This window comes from Aeromonas sp. ASNIH8 (assembly GCF_002919855.1).
Taxonomy (GTDB): domain Bacteria; phylum Pseudomonadota; class Gammaproteobacteria; order Enterobacterales; family Aeromonadaceae; genus Aeromonas; species Aeromonas caviae.
Genome location: NZ_PQLN01000085.1, coordinates 1 through 18,179 on the forward strand (window position 1 = coordinate 1; position 18,179 = coordinate 18,179).

Here is an 18,179-nt window from a genome sequence, read left to right on the forward strand (position 1 = left end):
TAAATGGCGAAGAAACGGTCTAAATAGGCTGATTCAAGGCATTTACGGGAGAAAAGATCGGCTCAAACTGAAAAAATGAAATGACTGAGTCAGCCGAGAAGAATTTCCCCGCTTATTCGCACCTTCCCCAGAGCGTCGCCATCCTGGGCTCGGCCCTGAGCCAGAACCGGGGACTGGTCGGCATCAATCAGGGGGCGGGTGAGGGCAACCAGCAACTGAACGCCTTCGCCCTGTCCCTCGATGACAGCGGCCTGGGTGTCGTGACCGACATCAATCTCAGCTCCAGCGTCGCGAAGACCCCAGGGGGAAAGCCCCCCGCCAACACCACTACCAGCATCTATCTGGATGACACCGCCCTCACGGGCAGCAAGGGGGTCATTCAGGTGAACCAGGTCACGGGACAGGGAAACCAGTCAGTCAACATGGTTTCCCTGTCCCTGGCTGGCGCAGTAACGGCATCCCCATGATGCCGCAGGGATAGGAAGCCAGGCCCGGGGGTATCAGCCGATGGGCATATCTTCCGCTGAAAGTTCAATGGAGAGACTCATTATGCGTGGACTTATTTATAGCTCATTAGCCGCCGCGGTCATCATGGCCATGTCGGGCACTGCATCCGCCGATTACCGCGGTGACAGAGATGAGACAGGGGCAACCTTGACCAAGAAGGTCAAGGCAGAAGTCGATGTGGAATACGAAGGCAGGGTCAATGTCGGCGGCTACATCAACGTCAACAAACTCGGCATGGCCGTCGTGGACAACCAGCAGTCCAGTTCCATGATAGGCACCGCCAATACAAGAACGGAGAACACGAGCAAGATCGACGGCTCGTTCAAGGGTGCATCCGGTAACATCGGCGCCAACGTCGCAGCCGGTGACTCCAACGTACAGGGCAACAGCGCTTCCCTGGCCGCCTATGACGAGGTCGATGCCGAGTTCATCATGGGTCGTGGTCAACAACAACATGGCGCCCCTGGCGGATCGTCGGATGCCGAGGTCTTCTCCACCCAAAGCGCCAGCAACAACTGGACGACCAATCACGGCCATCAGAACAAGGCCGGTGTGGGCGATGGGGCCTTCAAGGATGCCGCAGGCAACATCGGGGTCAACGTGACCTCGGGCTCGGGTAACGTCCAGGCCAACAACATGGCAGCCTCCGTGTCCACCGGCAACATGGCCGTGGCCACCGTGGCCAACAGCCAGAGCGTCTCCAAGAACATGACCGAAAACCAAAGCCTGAGCGCAACCAAGACGGTTGACAAGGCGGGTGTGTTCCTCGGTCTCAAGGCTTGGGGCGATTACGAGGGGGGCGGTACCGGTCATGATGTCAAGAAAGGACATGGCCACGACAATGACAACGACAGGTACGGCAACAACAACCCGAAAGATGATGGCAAGTTCGAGTTCAAGGAAGAGGGTGACATCAAGCTCAGTGGGTACGCCGTCGGGTATATTCCCGTGGTCAACACCTACACCAGCCGCGAAACCTTCAACCGGGCAACCATCGATGGCGGCGCCTTCAACGGTGCCGTGGGCAACATCGGGGTGAACGTCTCCTCGGGGACCAACAACCTGCAAGCGAACAATCTCTCGCTGGCCGCAGGGTTTGCCAAGTAAGTCGATGCGAGGGGGCCCAGTGCCCCCTTTTTCCCTGACACTGGAGGTCTGAATGCGCTGGCTGTTGCTGTTGCTGTGCTGTCCTGCCGTTTGGGCAGGCTCGGTGCCACTGGGGGAGCATCTCCCGGCGCTGGGGGATCTCAACAAACCGGTGCAGAGCATTCTGGAGCGCCGGTACGCCAACATCGAGCGCCAACATACGGATTTCAGCTGCGGGGCCGCCGCCGTCGCCACCATCTTGCGCTACGCCTACGGCCATGCAACCAATGAACGCTGGGTCATGGATGGCATGCTTGCCATGGCAGACCCGGAGCAGGTCAAGCACTACGGCTTCTCCATGCTCGACATGAAGCAGTACCTGCAAATGCTCGGCATGCGGGTCAGAGGGTATCGACTGGGCGATGAAAAACTGCGCCAGGTGAGGGTGCCCACCATCGTCCTGCTCAACATTCGCGGCTATCAGCACTTTGCCGTGCTGCGGGCCATCGATCGCCACGATCGCGTCTATCTGGCAGACCCGGCCCTCGGCAACCGGGTGATCACGTTCAAGGAGTTCAAGGAGAGCTGGAACGGCATCCTCCTCGCCGTCATCGGCGCGGGCTATCGTCCCGATGCCCCCCTTGCCAACCCCTCTCCCCCGCTCTCTGTCAGAGGCAAGGATGGGCTCTTCGCCCCGGTCAATGAAACATCCCTGCTGGAATTCGGTTTTCAGCACAAAGAGCTAATGTGAGGTCATCATGAATACCCGACCCGCCCTATGCCTCCTCTGCAGCCTGGGTGGCATCGCCTCTCCGCTGCTGGCAGCACCGGACCCGCTGGCCCATCTGTCAGACCACTTTGCGCCCGAACTGGCGGACGGGGAGCTGGCCCACCTGCGCGGCCGCTATGTCAGCAGCCATGGCATCAGCTACTTCGGCATCGAGTTCATCTCGTCACTGACCACGGCCCAGGCCCAGCAGACGGCGGCCATGAACCTGGCGCTGAGCATTGTGCAAAACAAACCCAAGCTGGATGTGCGCGTCAAGGATGAGGTCAAGCCCGCGGCCACGCCCGCCAAGGAGGCCCAGGTGCAGGGGGCCGGGCTGGTGCAGGTCGTTCAACTGGAGGGGAGCGGCAACAGCTCGGTCAACCAGACCGGTATTGAACTGACCACCCCCACCATGACGGGACACCTGGTTCAGGCGGGCAGCTACGAGCACCAGGGCGATCTTGGCACCGCCACCTACCGGGTCTCGGGGAATTATGCCGGCTTGCAACTACACTCTTCCGACGGCCGGGTCCTGCTGGAGCAGAGCCTGCGCGGTACCGACTTCAGCCGGGGGCTGCTGCAGTTCAACAAGGTCAGAGGGGACGGTTTGCAGACGCTCAATCAGACCCGCATCTGGTTTTCGCGCTGAGCACCGGTGAGCCCGGGGGCTGAACCATCAGAAAGGATGATAAACAACAAGGACGTATCCCGATGAAACAGTCTCGCATGCTGTTGATTGCCCTCGCCCCCTTCGCCTGCTGGGGGGCCACGGCCGAGGAGGAGGCCCTGCAACAACAGCTGGATCTCCTGCGCCAGCAACTGATCCAGCAAAATCAGGCCCTTCATCAGCTCCAGGCCCGCCTGGAGGCCGTCAAGGCCGCCGGTGCCACGACGGCAACCGCCGGGGTCGGAGCCGGGGCCGCCGTCGCCTCCACCCAGCAGGACGCCTCACGGCGCACGCCGGAAGTCGGCCGCAGCACCGAAGACCTGATGATCGAACAGCACAATGTGTTCGACCGCGCCCTGACCGTCGATGTGGGCCTCTCCTATCAGCACTACAACCGCAAGGATCTCGCCCTGCGCGGCTTCCTCGCCCTGGACGCCATCTTCCTTGGCGAAATCAACCTGGATCGGGTGCGCTCCGATCAGTGGACGGCGGATGTCATCACCCGCTACACCCTCAACGATCGCTGGCAACTGGAGCTGGCCCTCCCCTACATGTTCCGCAACACCAACTACCAGAGCACCGGCAAGGAGAACTCCAGCCGCGACTTCGAGGAGCAGAGCGTCAGCGATGGCGGTCTGGGGGATCTCAGCCTCGCCATCTACTACAGGGTCATGGCCGAGAGCGAGGATTGGCCGGATCTGGTGTGGAACTTCCGGGCCAAGGCGCCGACCGGCAAGGATCCTTACGGCATCGAGATCAACACCTCGGAATCGGGCAACCTGGTGACCCCCAAGGAGCTCGCCACCGGCAACGGGCTCTGGCAGCTCTCCACCGGCTTCTCCCTGGTCAAGACCATGGATCCCGCCATCCTGTTTGCCAGCCTCAACTATGGTCACAGCCTCAAGCAGGACTTTGACGATATCTCCTACCAGCCCGGCAACCAGCCCGGCAGCATCCAGCTGGGAGACTGGTATGAATATGGCCTGGGGGTCGCATTCGCTCTCAACGAACGCTTCAGCCTCTCCTTCAACATCAACCAGCGCGTCACCATGGAGTCCGAGCAGGGGTCCGAAGGCTTTGCCATGGAGAAGGTCACCGGCTCCGATGCCAACGCCGCCAGCTTTGGCATGGGGTCGACCTGGGCCATCACCGACAACCTCTCCATGGCGGTCAACTGGTCTGCCGGGCTCACCACGGATGCACCGGACTACACCATCGGGATCCGCTTCCCCTACCGCTTCTAGCCCTGTCAGGGCCCGGGCAGGTTGACGACAAAAAACGAGGGAGGCATAACGCCTCCCTCTTCTTGTTGCCGCCAGCCTGCCTGGCGGGCCACCGGTGACATCACACCCCCAGGCGATCGCGCAGGGTGTACCAGGCGGCGCCGGCGGCGGTGAAGGGGATGCGCAGCAGGCGGCCACCCGGGAAGGGGTAGTGCGGCAGCCTGGCGAACGCATCGAAGCGCTCCGCCTGACCGCTCAGCACCTCGGAGAGCAGCTTGCCCGCCAGATGGGTACAGGTGACGCCGTGGCCGCTGTAGCCCTGCATGTAGTAGATGTTGTGACCGATGCGGCCAAACTGCGGCAGGCGCGACAGGGTGAGCAGGAAGTTGCCGGTCCAGGTGTACTCCACCTTGACGTCTTTGAGCTGGGGGAAGGTCTTGCGCATCTTGGGGATGATCAGCCGCTCGATATCCGCGGGATCTCGCGCCCCATAGACCACGCCGCCGCCATAGATGAGCCGGTGATCGCCGGAGGTACGGTAGTAGTCGAGCAGGTAGTTGCAATCCTCCAGACAGTAGTTCTGTGGCAAGAGTGAACGGGCCCGCTCCTCTCCCAGCACTTCGGTGGCGATCACCTGGGTGCCGCAAGGCATGCTCTTGCTGGCCAGTTCCGGCACCAGATTGCCGAGGTAGGCGTTGCCGGCCACCACGATAAAGCGTGCCTTCACCGCCCCTTTGGCGGTCTTGACCAACGCCGGCTGACCCGGAGTAATGCTGGTGACGGCGGACTGCTCGAAGATAAGCCCCCCCTGCATGCGGATGGCTTCCGCCTCCCCCAGCGCCAGATTGAGAGGGTGAATATGGCCGCCGCTCTTGTCGAGCAGGGCGCCGACGTAGCGATCGCTCGCGACCACCTCGCGCACCCCCTTGGCATCGAGCAGCTCCAGCTGGTCGTTGCCCCACTTCTCCCAGCGCGCCTTCTGCGCCTTGAGCTCGTGCAGCTGCTTCTCGGTCTCGGCGGCAAAGACGCCCCCCTCCTGCAGATCGCACTGGATGTTGTAGCGTTTGATCCGCTCGCGGATGATCTGGCCCCCCTCAAACAACATGGAGCCGAGCAGCCTGGCCTGATCCGGCGGGCAGTTCGCTTCGATGGTGTCGATGTCGCGGCTGTAGGAGTTGACGATCTGGCCGCCGTTGCGGCCGCTGGCGCCAAAGCCGACCCTGGCCGCCTCCAGCACCACCACCTTGTACCCCTTCTCCACCAGATGCAGCGCACTGGAGAGGCCGGTGTAGCCTGCGCCTATGACGCAGACGTCGCACTCCAGCTGCTCGGTGAGCGTGGGATAGGGCGTGTGTTTGTTGGCACTGGCTGCGTAGTAACTCTTTACATGTTCGGTCATGATCCCTGTTTCCTTACCGGTTCGTTTCCAACACAACGGGTTGTTCACATTAAAAGCTGGCCGGGGTGTGGGCGCTGACGATGCGGCAGACCTGCCCCGAGGGATTGCTGAAACTGTGGGGCTCGCCGGTGTCGATGACATAGCTGTCCCCGGCGCACAGTTCATAGGTCTGGCCGGCCAGGGTCAGCAACACCGACCCTTCCAGCACGGTGCCCACCTCTTCCCCCTGATGCTTCACCACGCCGCCGGTGTCGGTGCCGGGGGCATAGGTCTCCAGCATGAAGCCGAGCTGGCGCCGATTGTTGCCGTTGTGCACCAGCTTCATGGAGACCCCCTGGCTGCCGAGCTCGATGAGCTGCTCCGCCTTGATCACCACGCTGGGCGTGCTCGCCACCTCCTCTTCGGCGAAGAAGCGCGACAACGGCAGCTCGTAGACGCTCAGCAGCTTTTGCAGGGAGGCCACCGAGGGGCTCACCTTGTTCTGCTCTATCATGCAGATGGCGCCGTGGGTCAGGCCGCTCAGCTCCGCCACCCGGCGCTGGGAGAGCCCGAGCTCCCTGCGGATCCGGGCAAGCCGCTCCCCCATATTTCTCTCGTGCTCCGCCAGGGGGTTGTCCGTCATGGTCCGCCACCGGACCTCGCCACGGGATTGCTCCATCGCCCACCTCCTTCCATGGTCATTCGAATACCTGGGGCCGACTGGTCAATATAGTGAGTCAGGAACGTCAGCCCCGTTCACTATCCTGCACAACTCAGAGCGTTCATTATTTTGCACACCCTGCGCAATGAAAACCGCTACAATCGCGCTCACAGCCCCATTTCTAGCATGTGACGCCCAGTTCACTCAAATATATTTAACACTTGAAAAACATTTCGGCTCATTTTATGGTCGTTACGTGCTTATTATTCTATACGGCGGTGCCCACATAAACGCGCCACCCAGACCCACTATCGAGGCCCCTTACTTATGTCAGCATCACAACCTGCTCTCTCCCTGATCAAATCCCTGGCCTATGTCGACGGCCGCTGGTGCGAGTCCCTGGGCGGGCGCCGGTTCGAGGTCCTGAACCCGGCCACCGGCCAGGTCATCACCCAGGTGCCCGACATGGACGGGGAGGATACCCGCCTCGCCATCGCGGCCGCCCACGCGGCGCAACCCGCCTGGGCGGCCCTCACCGCCAAGGAGCGCAGCAGCAAACTCTACGCCTGGTTCGAGCGCATCATGGCCAACCAGGAGGAGCTCGCCCGTATCATGACCTGCGAGCAGGGCAAGCCGCTGGCGGAAGCCAAAGGAGAGGTGGCCTACGGCGCCAGCTTCATCCAGTGGTTCGCGGAAGAGGGCAAGCGTGCCTATGGCCGCACCATCCCCGGCTTCTCCGCCGATCGGCGCCTGGCCACCATCAAGCAGCCGGTGGGGGTCGTGGCCGCCATCACCCCCTGGAACTTCCCCATCGCCATGATCACCCGCAAGGCGGGTCCGGCGCTGGCCGCCGGTTGCACCATCGTCATCAAGCCCGCCGCCGAAACGCCCCTCTGCGCCCTGGCGCTGGCGGTACTGGCAGAGCAGGCGGGCATTCCCGCCGGGGTCATCAACATCGTCACCTCCCATCAGGCGAGCGCGGTGGGCAACGAGCTGTGCAGCAACCCCGTGGTGCGCAAGCTCTCCTTCACCGGCTCCACCCGCATCGGCAAACTGCTGATGCGCCAGTGCGCCGACACCATGAAGCGCCTCTCCCTGGAGCTGGGCGGCAACGCCCCCTTCATCGTCTTTGACGACGCCGACCTCGACGCCGCCGTGGCCGGGGCCCTGGCGTCCAAATACCGCAACGCCGGCCAGACCTGCGTCTGCGCCAACCGCATCCTGGTGCAGGCCAGCGTCTATGACGCCTTCGCCGAGAAGCTCGCCGCCGCGGTCAAGGCCTTCAAGGTCGGGGACGGCATGGGCGAGGGCGTCCAGATCGGGCCCCTCATCAACCCGGCCGCCGCCAGCAAGGTGGCCGAGCTGGTGCAGCAATCGGTCGCCGCCGGTGCCCGGGTGCTGGTGGGGGGCGACGCCCACCCCGCCGGTCCCCTCTTCTATCACCCCACCATCCTGACCGGGGTCACCCGGGGCAACCCCATTCTGGACGAGGAGATCTTCGGGCCCGTCGCCCCCCTGGTGCGCTTCGAGACGGAAGCCGAGGCCATTGCGCTTGCCAACGACACCCCCTATGGCCTGGCCGCCTACTTCTATGGCCGCGACATCGCCCGGGTGTGGCGGGTGGCCGAGGGGCTCGAATACGGCATGGTGGGGATCAACGAGGGGATCATCTCCACCGAACTGGCCCCCTTTGGCGGGATCAAGGAGTCGGGGCTGGGCCGGGAAGGGGCGGCCGAAGGGCTGGAGGAGTACCTGGAGACCAAATACCTCTGCTTTGGCGGCATTCGCTGAGGGGAGTGAAGGGGCAATCGCATCGTTAAAACAGATGCGTTATGACGCAGCCCATCGCTTTTACAGATAGAAAGAGGGGGCAGCCGGTCACGACCGAGCGCCTTGTGGGCCCTGAGGGCACACCCGGGGCCCCCTTTTGCGAACAGGCCGCCCTGCCCGAGGGCAGTTGGCGGCACACATATGGCCAGATGGCACAGGAACAGCGGGGGCCCATGCCCCTCAGGGAGGAAAGATGAGTCATTCAAGCAACAACCAGCAATGGCAGGCCCGCCGCGAAGCGGCCGTGGTCCAGGGGGTCGGCACCCTGCTGCCGGTCTTCATCGACCGGGCGCACAACGCCGAGCTGTGGGATGTGGAGGGCAACCGCTATATCGACTTTGCCTCCGGCATCGCCGTGCTCAACACCGGCCACAACCACCCCAAGGTGGTGGCGGCGGTGCGCGAGCAGCTCGAGAAGTTCAGCCACACCTGCTTCCAGGTCACCCCCTACTCCGGCTATATCGAGCTGGCGGAAAAATTGAATGCCCTGGTGCCCGGCCCCACCCCCAAACGCACCCTCTTCCTCTCCACCGGCGCCGAGGCGGTGGAGAACGCCATCAAGATCGCCCGCGCCCACACCGGTCGCAGCGGCACCATCGCCTTCAAGGGGGGCTTCCACGGCCGCACCATGATGGGCATGGCCCTCACCGGCAAGGTGGTGCCCTACAAGACCGGCTTCGGCCCCTTCCCGGGGGAGGTCTATCACCTCCCCTTCCCCGCCGACTACCTGGGAGTGAGTGAAGACGATGCCCTGGCCGCGCTGGATCTCTGCTTCAGCGCCGACATCGAACCCACCCGGGTGGCCGCCATCATCATCGAGCCGGTGCAGGGGGAAGGGGGCTTCTACCCCGCCTCTGCCAGCTTCATGCAGCGCCTGCGCCAGGTGTGCGACCAGCACGGCATCCTGCTCATCTGCGACGAGATCCAGACCGGTTTCTGTCGCACCGGCAAGACCTTCGCCACCGAATACAGCGGTGTCGAACCCGACATCATGACGCTGGCCAAGAGCCTGGCCGGCGGCTTCCCGCTCTCTGCCGTGGTGGGCAAGAGCGAGGTGATGAACGCCGCCAAGCCCGGTGGCCTGGGGGGCACCTACGCCGGCTCCCCCATCGCCTGCGCCGCCGCCCTGGCAGTGCTGGAGGTGATCGAGGAGGAGCGCCTGAACCAGAAGGCCCTGGCCCAGGGGGAGCAGATCAAGGCACGCCTGCACCAGCTGGCGACACGGTTTGACTGCATCGGCAACATCCGAGGCCCCGGCGCCATGGTGGCCATGGAGCTGGTGAAGGAGGGGGATGCCGCCAGACCGGACCCGGATCTCACCAAGCGGCTGGTGGCCGAGGCGGGCAAGCGGGGGCTGGTGCTGCTGGCCTGCGGCGTGCGTGGCAACGTGATCCGTTTCCTCGCCCCCCTGACCGCCCCGGCAGCCATCGTCGACGAGGGGCTGGACCTGCTGGAGCAGGCCCTGTCCGCCTCCCTGGCCTGATCCGGAAGACCGCGTTCGACCACGTGCAAAAAAATGCGTTTTTGCTCCCTTGATATGCTTGTCAAGGGGGCATCACGAATGCACAATGCGCCGCCGTATTCAAGGACCGTCCGCTCATCGGAGCCCGGTTCTTTTTTTGCGCCAAACAAATCCATAACGAGGCCGGAACAGACCGGAAATGATAACGAGGTGGCACGCCATCTCACGACACCCGCTTCTTAGTGAGGAACTCCATGGGGCATATCATCGCTTTCCTGCCGGCCCGCGCCGGTCTGCGCCATCCGTCCGCATCCCGGACTGGCGCCCCCACCGTGCAGGATGACCTCACCGTCAGCCTGATCCCGTCAGCCAGCCTGCGGGGGATCGCCTGATGCACCCGCACCCCGCCGGTCTGAAAAAAAGCCTGAAACTCTGGCACGTGGTCATCATGGGGCTGGCCTATCTCACCCCCATGGCGGTGTTCGACACCTTCGGCATCGTCACCGAGATCACCGAAGGCCATGTGCCGACCGCCTACCTGCTCGCCCTCATCGGCATGCTGTTCACCGCCATGAGCTACGGCCACCTGGTGCGCAAGTTCCCCTCGGCAGGCTCCGCCTACACCTATGCCCAGAAGGTGTTCCACCCCTATGTGGGCTTCATGGTGGGCTGGGTCTCCCTGCTCGACTACATGTTCATGCCCATGATCAACATGCTGCTGGCCAAGATCTACATGGAGGCCCTCTTCCCCGGCGTGGCCCCCTGGACCTACATCCTGGCCCTGGCCGCCGTCATGACCTTTCTGAACCTGCGGGGCATCAAGCTGGTGGCGAACTTCAACAGCCTGATCGTCATCATGCAGTTCAGCATCATCGCCGTCTTCATCGGCCTCATCGCCTGGGGCGTGAGCCACGGCGAGGGGCTCGGCACGGTGGCGAGCAGCCGCCCCTTCTTCTCCGAGCAGATGCACATCAATCCCCTGCTGACCGGCGCCTCCATCCTCTGCCTGTCGTTCCTCGGGTTTGACGCCATCACCACCCTGTCGGAGGAGACCCCGAACGCGGATCGGGTGATCCCCCGGGCCATCGTGCTCACCGCCCTCATCGGCGGCGTGCTCTTCATCTCGGTCTCCTACTTCCTGCAGCTCTTCTTCCCGGACATTTCCCGCTTCCAGCAGCCGGATGCGGTGCTGCCGGAGATCGCCCTCTATGTGGGCGGCAAGCTGTTCCAGGCGGTGGTGCTGGTCTGCACCACGGTGGCGGTGCTCGCCTCGGGGCTCGCCTCCCACGCCGGGGTGTCGCGCCTGCTCTATGTGATGGGCCGGGATCGCGCCCTGCCGAGCCGCGTCTTCGGCTACATCCACCCCACCTGGCAGACCCCGGCTCTCAACGTGCTGCTGGTGGGCATGCTGGCCCTCTCGGCGGTGGTCTTCGATCTGGAGATGGCGCTGGCGCTCATCAACTTCGGCGCCCTGGTGGCCTTCACCTTCGTCAACCTGGCGGTGATTGCCCACTTCTATCTCAGGCTGGGTCACAACAAGACCCTGAAGGATCACCTGCTGTTCCTCGCCCTGCCCCTGTGCGGCGCCGCCTGCATCGGGGTGCTCTGGCTCAACCTGGAGCCCGCCTCCTTCGAGCTGGGGCTGATCTGGGCCGCCCTCGGTGCCATCTACCTGCTGCTGCGCCTCACCGTGTTCCGGGTCCGCCTCGGCCGCCCCGAGCAGGACGCCTCCTGAGCGAAACCGGCGCCCCCAGGGCGCCGGTTTCGCATGGCGGCAAAGCAGGGCGCCAGCTGATGACAAGGTTGTCATCGACTTTCCGGCAGCGGTGGCGAAGTGATCGCTCACGGGGGGAACAAATTCCCCGCTGGCGCAATGCTGTTCAGATAAGCACTTTTTTGACTGATTATTCATAAATTGGATTTGAGTTGAGGGGGCAAGGCTGTGTCCAGTCGATCTTCCTCCAGCCTTTATCCAGCGGGGCTTGCAATAGAAAGAGGGAGGCATCATGCCTCCCTCGATTTTTTGTCCTGATACTACGTGGACTGGAACTCAAATTCTCTTAAGTGAACAGCATTGCCCCGCTGGCGGCCTTTTTCGCTTGTCTCCTCCCCCCCCCTGAGGGCACAATACGGCGCCCCTTGAGAGCCGATGTTTCAACAACATCGGTTCTTTGCTTTTCTGGGGCACACCACCATTCACCAAGAGGCCGGCCATGTGCCGGAATTGATACCCAGATTGCCAAGCAATCTCCCGACGTTGTGAGGAAAAACATGGGGCATTTAACTGCTTTCCTGCCGGTCCCCGCCGGCGTGCGCCACGCATCTGTGCCACAGATGGGCGCCCCCTGTGTCCAGCGACGCGTTCCCGCGTCCCTGATCCCGTCCCATTTCGCCCACGGGGCCTGTGCAGAGGAGAAAGCGTGATGGCCGGTGCCAAGCTGCTCAAGACCCTCACCCTGTTCCAGGTCGTGGTGATGGGTCTGGCTTACCTCACGCCCATGGCGGTATTCGATACCTTCGCCATCGTCGGTGACATCACGGATGGTCGCGTGGCCACCGCCTACCTGCTGGCGCTCGGCGGCATCCTGCTGACCGCGTTCAGCTACGGCCACCTGGTGCGCCGCTTCCCGTCCGCAGGCTCCGCCTACACCTATGCCCAGAAGGTGTTCCACCCCTATGTGGGCTTCATGGTGGGCTGGTCTTCCCTGCTGGACTACATGTTCATGCCGATGATCAACATCCTGCTGGCCAAGATCTACCTGACCGCCATGTTCCCCACCGTGGAGCCCTGGATCTTCATCTTCGGTCTGGTGACCGTGATGACCTTCCTGAACCTGCGCGGCATCAAGCTGGTGGCGAACCTCAACGGCTTCATCGTCTTCATCCAGATCGCCATCATCGTCACCTTCCTCGGCCTCATCGCCTGGGGCCTGAGTCACGGTGAAGGGGCCGGCACCCTGATGAGCAGCCGTCCGTTCCATGTGGAGTCTGCCAGCATGCTGCCGCTGTTCACCGGCGCCACCATCCTCTGCTTCTCGTTCCTGGGCTTCGACGGCCTGAGCTCCCTCTCTGAAGAGACCCCGAATGCCGGCAAGGTGATCCCCCGCGCCATCGTGCTGACGGCCCTCATCGGCGGCATCATCTTCGTCACCGTCTCCTACAGCCTGCAGCTCTTCTTCCCGGATCTGGCCCGCTTCAAGGAGCCGGACGCCGTGCTGCCGGAGATCGCCCTCTACGTGGGTGGCACCCTGTTCCAGAGCGTGGTGCTGGTGTGCACCACCGCGGCCGTGCTCGCCTCCGGCATGGCGGCCCACGCCGGCGTGTCGCGTATCCTCTACGTGATGGGGCGCGATCGCATGATCCCGGAGCGGGTGTTCGGCTATATCCACCCCACCTGGCGCACCCCGGCCATCAACGTGCTGCTGGTGGGGGCCCTGGCCCTCTCCGCGGTCTCCTTCGATCTGGACATGGCCCTGGCCCTGGTGAACTTCGGCGCCCTGGTGGCCTTCACCTTCGTCAACCTCTCGGTGATCGGCCAGTTCTGGGTGCGCGAGAAGCGCAACAAGAGCCTCAAGGAGCACCTGCTGTTCCTGGTGCTGCCGCTGCTGGGGGCCGCCACCATCGGCGCCCTCTGGATCAACCTGGAGCAGAGCTCCCTGGAGCTTGGCCTCATCTGGGCTGGGATCGGGGTCACCTACCTCTTCCTGCGCCTCGCCGTGTTCCGCATCCCCTTCCGTCAGTACGAGGAAGCGGCCGACGGCCAGTAAGCCATCTCGATCGCAAGATGCAAAGAGGGGAGCCCACGGGCTCCCCTCTCTTGTTTGCACGACGCATCGCCTTCTGCCGGGTTTCCCCTCAGTAGGTGCCCGTCTTGCGCAGCACGGCGCGGCCCGCCGCCTTGGCGGGATCGTCCACCACGTTCTCGACTCGCTGCTGGGTGTTCTTCGCCTTGTTGTAGGTCTCGCCCACACCGGCAGCCTCGGCGGCCTTGCGCTTGGCGTAGTCACCGGGATTGTCCACCGCATTCTCGACCCGCTGCTGGGTGTTCTTGGCCTTGTAGTAGGCGTCATCCACGCCGGTGGCCTGGGCCGCCTTGCGCTTGGCATAGCCAGCGGGATCGTTGACCGCGTTGTCCACACGCTGTTTGGCGCTCTGCGCGGAGCAATGGCTGTTGACCCCGGTCGCGCTGTTGACGGCCGAGCCGATCGCCACGTCTTTGGAGCTGCAATCGGAGGGCAGCACGGCGGCATGAGAGGAGAGAGAGGCCATCGCCAGGGGCAGGAGAAGAAGGGACCAATGTTTCATGACAGACTCGCAATTACTGATTAAATGACGAGGCAGTCTACTCCCATTGACTGAGTGGCGGCACAGGATCCACCAGTGGATGGCACCCCGTCCGTCAGTTTCTAACACATCCCTACATTCGACAGACCAATTCACTTAAAACAACAAAGCAATCAGAATTAATCACTGCACCCCCATCTGGCCCGCCAATCCCGAGCCCCCTGTCACCAAAGCATCATAAAAGTGTCACTTTGTCATATTTCTGTCATAGAGCACTGCTGTAATGCGCCCGTCCAATTCAACGCAGACGTCCCAAGAGGCACCATGCAAAGCAAACCGTCATCCCCGCAGACCCGCGCTACCGGCCCCCTGTTCAACTGGCTAGCGGTGATCACCTTTGTTTACCTGATCCTGGTCGCCGTCGGGGCCGTCTCACACGGCTTTAAAGGGTTCTCCGGCGGCGCCGAGGGCGCGGCCCAGATCTTCGCCTTCGCTAACAACCCCTTCGTCGCGCTGCTGCTCGGCATCCTGGCCACCGCCCTGGTGCAATCCTCCAGTACCGTCACCTCGGTGATCGTCGGCCTGGTGGCGGGCGGCCTGCCCATGAGCATGGCCATCCCCATGGTGATGGGGGCCAACCTCGGTACCACCATCACCAACACCATCGTCTCCCTCGGCCATATCCGTGACAGGGGCGAGTTTCGCCGCGCCTTCGCCGCCGCCACCGTGCACGACTTCTTCAACCTGCTGGCCGTCTTCATCTTCCTGCCGCTGGAATTGATGTTCGGTCTGCTGCAAAAGAGTGCCGAGTGGCTGTCCGGTCTGCTGATGGGCTCCGCCGACATGTCCATGAAGGGCATGGACTTCATGAAGCCCATCATCTCCCCCTCCCTGGATCTCATCGACAGCGCCGTCGCCTTCCTGCCGGGCAAGGGCCCCGCCATCGCCACCATCGTCATCGGCATTCTGCTGATCCTCGGCTGCGTCACCGCCCTCGGCAAGGTGCTGCAACGGGTCATGGTGGGTCGTGCCAAGGAGCTGCTGCACAAGGCCCTGGGCCGTGGTCCCCTGACCGGCATCGCCTCCGGCACCCTGGTGACCGTCATGGTACAGTCCTCCTCCACCACCACCAGCCTGATGATCCCGCTGGCGGGCGGCGGCGTGTTCAACACCCGTCAGCTCTACCCCTTCACCCTGGGGGCCAACATCGGCACCACCATCACGGCCCTGCTGGCGGCCACCGCCATCAGCGGCGCCGGCGCCCAGCTGGCCTTGACCATCGCCTTCGTGCATGTGCTGTTCAACGTCTTCGCCGTGGCGCTCATCTATGGCGTGCCCTTCCTGCGGGAATTGCCCATCAAGGCCGCCGAAACCCTGGCCCGGGTCGGCAGCGAGAACAAGCTGCTGGCGCTGGGTTACGTGGCCGGGCTCTTCTTCGCCCTGCCCGCCCTGATGATGGTGGCCGTCAAGTAAATCCGAACCGGGGGCATCATGCCCCAGGTGCCTTGCCCGTCCGGTCACATCCTCCGGCATCCCCCCTCGCCCTCCCTCCCCGGCTGGGATAAGATGCCCCTTCATTGCACTCTGATTTCAAGGAACAGGAAAACCCGATGAAATTCATTCTGATAGCCCTTCTTATCGCCGGCGCCGCCTACTACTTCTACTCCAGCAGCAACAACCGGAAGCTGGCGGAAGAGAACGTGCGCAAAGGGGCCGAGTTCCTCGCCAGCAACCAGGAAAAACCCCTGGTGACCACCACCGCCTCCGGCCTGCAGTACGAAGTGCTGACCCCGGGCACCGGCACCGTTCACCCCACCGCCACCAGCAAGGTGAAGGTGCACTACGAGGGCAAGCTGCTGGACGGCACCGTGTTCGACAGCTCCGTTGCCCGTGGCGAGCCCATCGAATTCGGCCTCAACCAGGTGATCAAGGGGTGGACCGAAGGGGTGCAACTGATGGTGGAAGGGGAGAAGACCCGCTTCTACATCCCCGCCAACCTGGCCTATGGCGACAGAGCCGCCGGCAAGATCCCGCCGGGCTCAGTCCTCATCTTCGACGTGGAGCTGCTGGGCATTCAATAAACCCGCACTGGGCCCGCGTTGATCTTGGCGGTGGCGCTGCGGGGCATCCCGTCAGGAGCCACGTCCGACGGCCCCTGATCACAACGCCGGCGCACTGCGCCGGCGTTGTCGTTTCTGCCCCGGTCTCCCTCGCCCTGATGCCAGACTATCAACCAAAAGTGAAGAGTGCTTATCCATAAAGCCTGATTGTTAACCCATCATTAGGGGCAGATAATGACCACATCGTCAGCGGCATGTCGCCCTGGCCTCGGGTTGTCGGTGCGCCGCGCGCATCGGCACAACGCATATGGAGTCTGTCATGTCTATCGCCCCTGTCTGGTTCATCTCCCACGGCGCCCCGGATCTGGTCCTGCGCGATCAGCCCGCGACCCGGTTCCTGAAGCAACTGCGCCTCGAGGGTGCCAGAGGGCTGGTGGTGATCTCGGCCCACTGGTTCAGCCGAAGCGAGCTGCAGATCAACGTCGAGCCCAACCCGGCCCTGATGTACGACTTCTACGGCTTCCCCGAGCCCCTCTACCAGATCCGCTGGCCCGCGACGAGCCCGCAATGGTTGCAGGAAGCGGTGAGCGATCAGCTGCTGCTGGCCGGTCTGCCTGCCACCCCGGTGCGCCGCGAGCTGGATCACGGAGTCTGGTCCCCCCTCTCCCTGATGGATCCGGACAGTGAACTCCCCCTGGTGCAGATCGCCATCCCGGCCAGCTTCACCCCGGCCCAGCTGTGGCAACTGGGGGAGGCATTGCAGGGGCTGCGCGAGCAAGGGATCGGCATCCTCGCCTCCGGCGCCATCACCCACAACCTCCGTGCCCTCGGGCCGGACGGCTCGCCGGTTCCCCAGTGGGCGAGCCAGTTTGCCCGCTGGCTGGAGCAGACCATGGCAGTGGGAGACAGGGGGGCGCTGGAAGAGTACCGGGCCCGGGCGCCGGGCGCGGTGGAATCTCATCCCCATGACGATCACCTGCGCCCCCTGTTTGTGGCGCTCGGCGCGGCAGGGGCCGACAGACCCCGAAAGCTGCACGACAGCTGGGATTACGGCAGCCTCTACATGGGGGCCTACCAGTTCGGTTGAGGGCGGGGCGGCCAGGCCGCCCTGCTTGCCGTGCTGCCGCCGACGCGCGTGGCGAAATAGCGGACTCGTTATAGCCATTTTCCGGTAGAATGGCCGCCATTGGATGAGGCTTGGCAGGGATGGCTGTCGCGTCGGGTGGCTAGATGAACCTATATCGAACACTGATCCTGCTCTGTCTGCTCTGCCTTCAACCTGTGCAGGCCCTGACCCTGCACAGCCGCTACGATCCCGCCCCGCTGCCTCCCCGCTGGTCGGAGGCGGAGCTCGGATGGCTGCGCCAGCAGTCCCAACTGCGGGTCGGCATCCTGCAAGAGGACTACCGCCCCTTCACCATGATCGCTCGCCAGCGCGTCGAGGGGCTCAGTGCCGACTACATCGACCTGCTGGCCCGGATGCTGGACAAACCCGTTGCCCTGAGCGCCTTCCCCGACAAGGCGCACCTGCTCCGGGCCCTGGCACGGGGGGAGATACACCTCGCCAGCCTCGGCAATCTCACCCTGGCGGACAGTGACACCCGGGCGATCCGCCTGAGCAACCCCTATTTCAGCAGCCCCCTCGTCTTCTCCGTGCCCAGACGTTATCGGGGGGCCCTGCTCACACCGGGACAGCGGGTAGCCGCCGTCCGGGATCAGATAGACAGGGCGCGCTTTGGCCGCTACTACCCCACTCTCACCCTGGTGACCTATCCCTCCAACATGGAGGCGTTCGATGCGGTCTTCTTCGGCCGCGACGACATCCTGCTGGGGGATGCCCACTCCACCCACTATCTCAACAGCGAGCGCTTCGACCACCTTCGCCAGCGGGGCGAGGCCCCGCCCGAGCTGGCGCCTGCCGAGTTCCGCTTTGCCGTCCCGGCCACCGAGCCCGCCCTGCTCAGCCTGGTCAACCGGGGGCTGGCGGCCATCGACGACCGGGCGCGCAACACCCTCTTCACCCAGTGGAACGGGCCCATCCGCGACATGAACGAGCGAAGCGCCGATCTCTATGATGCCGCCGAGCGGGCCTGGATGCGGCAAGCGCCCCCCATCAGGGTGTGGCCAGGGCCGACGCATGATCATTCTTTGCGCTAGTTGATCAAGTATCGATCAGTTGAGCGGCGCCAAGTACGATTTTAATTGTACCTTGCGTTGCCAAGCTGTAAATAGTCGAGATCTTAACTAACTGT

The 18,179-nt window shown here is 63.5% G+C and carries 17 protein-coding genes; 14 read left to right on the forward strand and 3 right to left on the reverse strand.

Features of this window, described 5'->3' with window-relative positions; translation table 11 throughout:
* The first annotated feature begins 80 nt into the window (after positions 1-80).
* From C3418_RS18290 to C3418_RS18310, 5 genes are all read left to right on the forward strand, one after another.
* Entirely contained in the window at positions 81-467 is a 387-nt protein-coding gene (locus C3418_RS18290; protein ID WP_258040133.1) for a hypothetical protein, read from the forward strand.
* A 187-nt stretch (positions 468-654) separates the two neighbouring features.
* Positions 655-1,614 carry a hypothetical protein gene (locus tag C3418_RS18295; RefSeq protein WP_010673558.1) on the forward strand — a complete coding sequence of 320 codons (960 nt, stop codon included), beginning with the start codon at positions 655-657 and terminating at the stop codon, positions 1,612-1,614.
* Positions 1,615-1,666: 52 nt separating this feature from the next.
* Complete coding sequence (locus C3418_RS18300) at positions 1,667-2,344, forward strand: C39 family peptidase (RefSeq protein ID WP_039039335.1); 678 nt, start codon at positions 1,667-1,669, stop codon at positions 2,342-2,344.
* A 7-nt stretch (positions 2,345-2,351) separates the two neighbouring features.
* The gene (locus C3418_RS18305; protein ID WP_010673556.1) at positions 2,352-3,011 is read left to right on the forward strand and encodes a hypothetical protein; all 660 of its coding nucleotides are present in this window, start codon (positions 2,352-2,354) and stop codon (positions 3,009-3,011) included.
* Between the two features lie 62 nt (positions 3,012-3,073).
* On the forward strand, positions 3,074-4,273 hold the full coding sequence (locus C3418_RS18310; RefSeq protein ID WP_041213311.1) for a transporter: 1,200 nt from the start codon (positions 3,074-3,076) through the stop codon (positions 4,271-4,273).
* A 100-nt stretch (positions 4,274-4,373) separates the two neighbouring features.
* Here the strand turns inward: C3418_RS18310 and C3418_RS18315 are convergent, their stop codons facing one another.
* Positions 4,374-5,651 (reverse strand): FAD-binding oxidoreductase, encoded by a 1,278-nt coding sequence (locus tag C3418_RS18315; protein WP_103859021.1) that lies wholly within the window; start codon positions 5,649-5,651, stop codon positions 4,374-4,376.
* Between the two features lie 49 nt (positions 5,652-5,700).
* Complete coding sequence (gene puuR, locus C3418_RS18320) at positions 5,701-6,309, reverse strand: HTH-type transcriptional regulator PuuR (RefSeq protein WP_029314011.1); 609 nt, start codon at positions 6,307-6,309, stop codon at positions 5,701-5,703.
* A 309-nt stretch (positions 6,310-6,618) separates the two neighbouring features.
* Between puuR and C3418_RS18325 the strand changes: the two genes are divergently transcribed.
* From C3418_RS18325 to C3418_RS18345, 5 genes are all read left to right on the forward strand, one after another.
* Positions 6,619-8,082, forward strand: coding sequence for an NAD-dependent succinate-semialdehyde dehydrogenase (locus C3418_RS18325; protein WP_010673552.1), 1,464 nt, complete (start codon positions 6,619-6,621; stop codon positions 8,080-8,082).
* Positions 8,083-8,314: 232 nt separating this feature from the next.
* A complete protein-coding gene (gabT, locus tag C3418_RS18335) occupies positions 8,315-9,604 on the forward strand; it encodes a 4-aminobutyrate--2-oxoglutarate transaminase (protein ID WP_042014742.1) in 1,290 nt (429 codons plus the stop codon).
* Positions 9,605-9,837: 233 nt separating this feature from the next.
* On the forward strand, positions 9,838-9,975 hold the full coding sequence (locus tag C3418_RS24435) for a hypothetical protein (RefSeq protein ID WP_164882979.1): 138 nt from the start codon (positions 9,838-9,840) through the stop codon (positions 9,973-9,975).
* The gene (locus C3418_RS18340; protein WP_039039329.1) at positions 9,975-11,318 is read left to right on the forward strand and encodes an APC family permease; all 1,344 of its coding nucleotides are present in this window, start codon (positions 9,975-9,977) and stop codon (positions 11,316-11,318) included. Before C3418_RS24435 ends, C3418_RS18340 begins: the two co-directional genes overlap by 1 nt.
* 688 nt (positions 11,319-12,006) lie before the next feature.
* Complete coding sequence (locus C3418_RS18345; protein WP_039039328.1) at positions 12,007-13,350, forward strand: APC family permease; 1,344 nt, start codon at positions 12,007-12,009, stop codon at positions 13,348-13,350.
* A gap of 88 nt (positions 13,351-13,438) precedes the next feature.
* Here the strand turns inward: C3418_RS18345 and C3418_RS18350 are convergent, their stop codons facing one another.
* On the reverse strand, positions 13,439-13,888 hold the full coding sequence (locus tag C3418_RS18350) for a hypothetical protein (RefSeq protein WP_127464653.1): 450 nt from the start codon (positions 13,886-13,888) through the stop codon (positions 13,439-13,441).
* A 303-nt stretch (positions 13,889-14,191) separates the two neighbouring features.
* Between C3418_RS18350 and C3418_RS18355 the strand changes: the two genes are divergently transcribed.
* The 4 genes from C3418_RS18355 to C3418_RS18370 all read left to right on the forward strand — a co-directional run bounded on the left by C3418_RS18355 (position 14,192) and on the right by C3418_RS18370 (position 18,084).
* Positions 14,192-15,340 carry a Na/Pi symporter gene (locus C3418_RS18355; RefSeq protein WP_103859023.1) on the forward strand — a complete coding sequence of 383 codons (1,149 nt, stop codon included), beginning with the start codon at positions 14,192-14,194 and terminating at the stop codon, positions 15,338-15,340.
* 137 nt (positions 15,341-15,477) lie between these two features.
* Positions 15,478-15,948 carry an FKBP-type peptidyl-prolyl cis-trans isomerase gene (locus C3418_RS18360; protein ID WP_010673545.1) on the forward strand — a complete coding sequence of 157 codons (471 nt, stop codon included), beginning with the start codon at positions 15,478-15,480 and terminating at the stop codon, positions 15,946-15,948.
* 298 nt (positions 15,949-16,246) lie between these two features.
* On the forward strand, positions 16,247-17,014 hold the full coding sequence (locus C3418_RS18365; protein ID WP_052815808.1) for a class III extradiol ring-cleavage dioxygenase: 768 nt from the start codon (positions 16,247-16,249) through the stop codon (positions 17,012-17,014).
* A 143-nt stretch (positions 17,015-17,157) separates the two neighbouring features.
* A complete protein-coding gene (locus tag C3418_RS18370) occupies positions 17,158-18,084 on the forward strand; it encodes a transporter substrate-binding domain-containing protein (RefSeq protein ID WP_103859024.1) in 927 nt (308 codons plus the stop codon).
* The last annotated feature ends 95 nt before the right edge of the window (positions 18,085-18,179 follow it).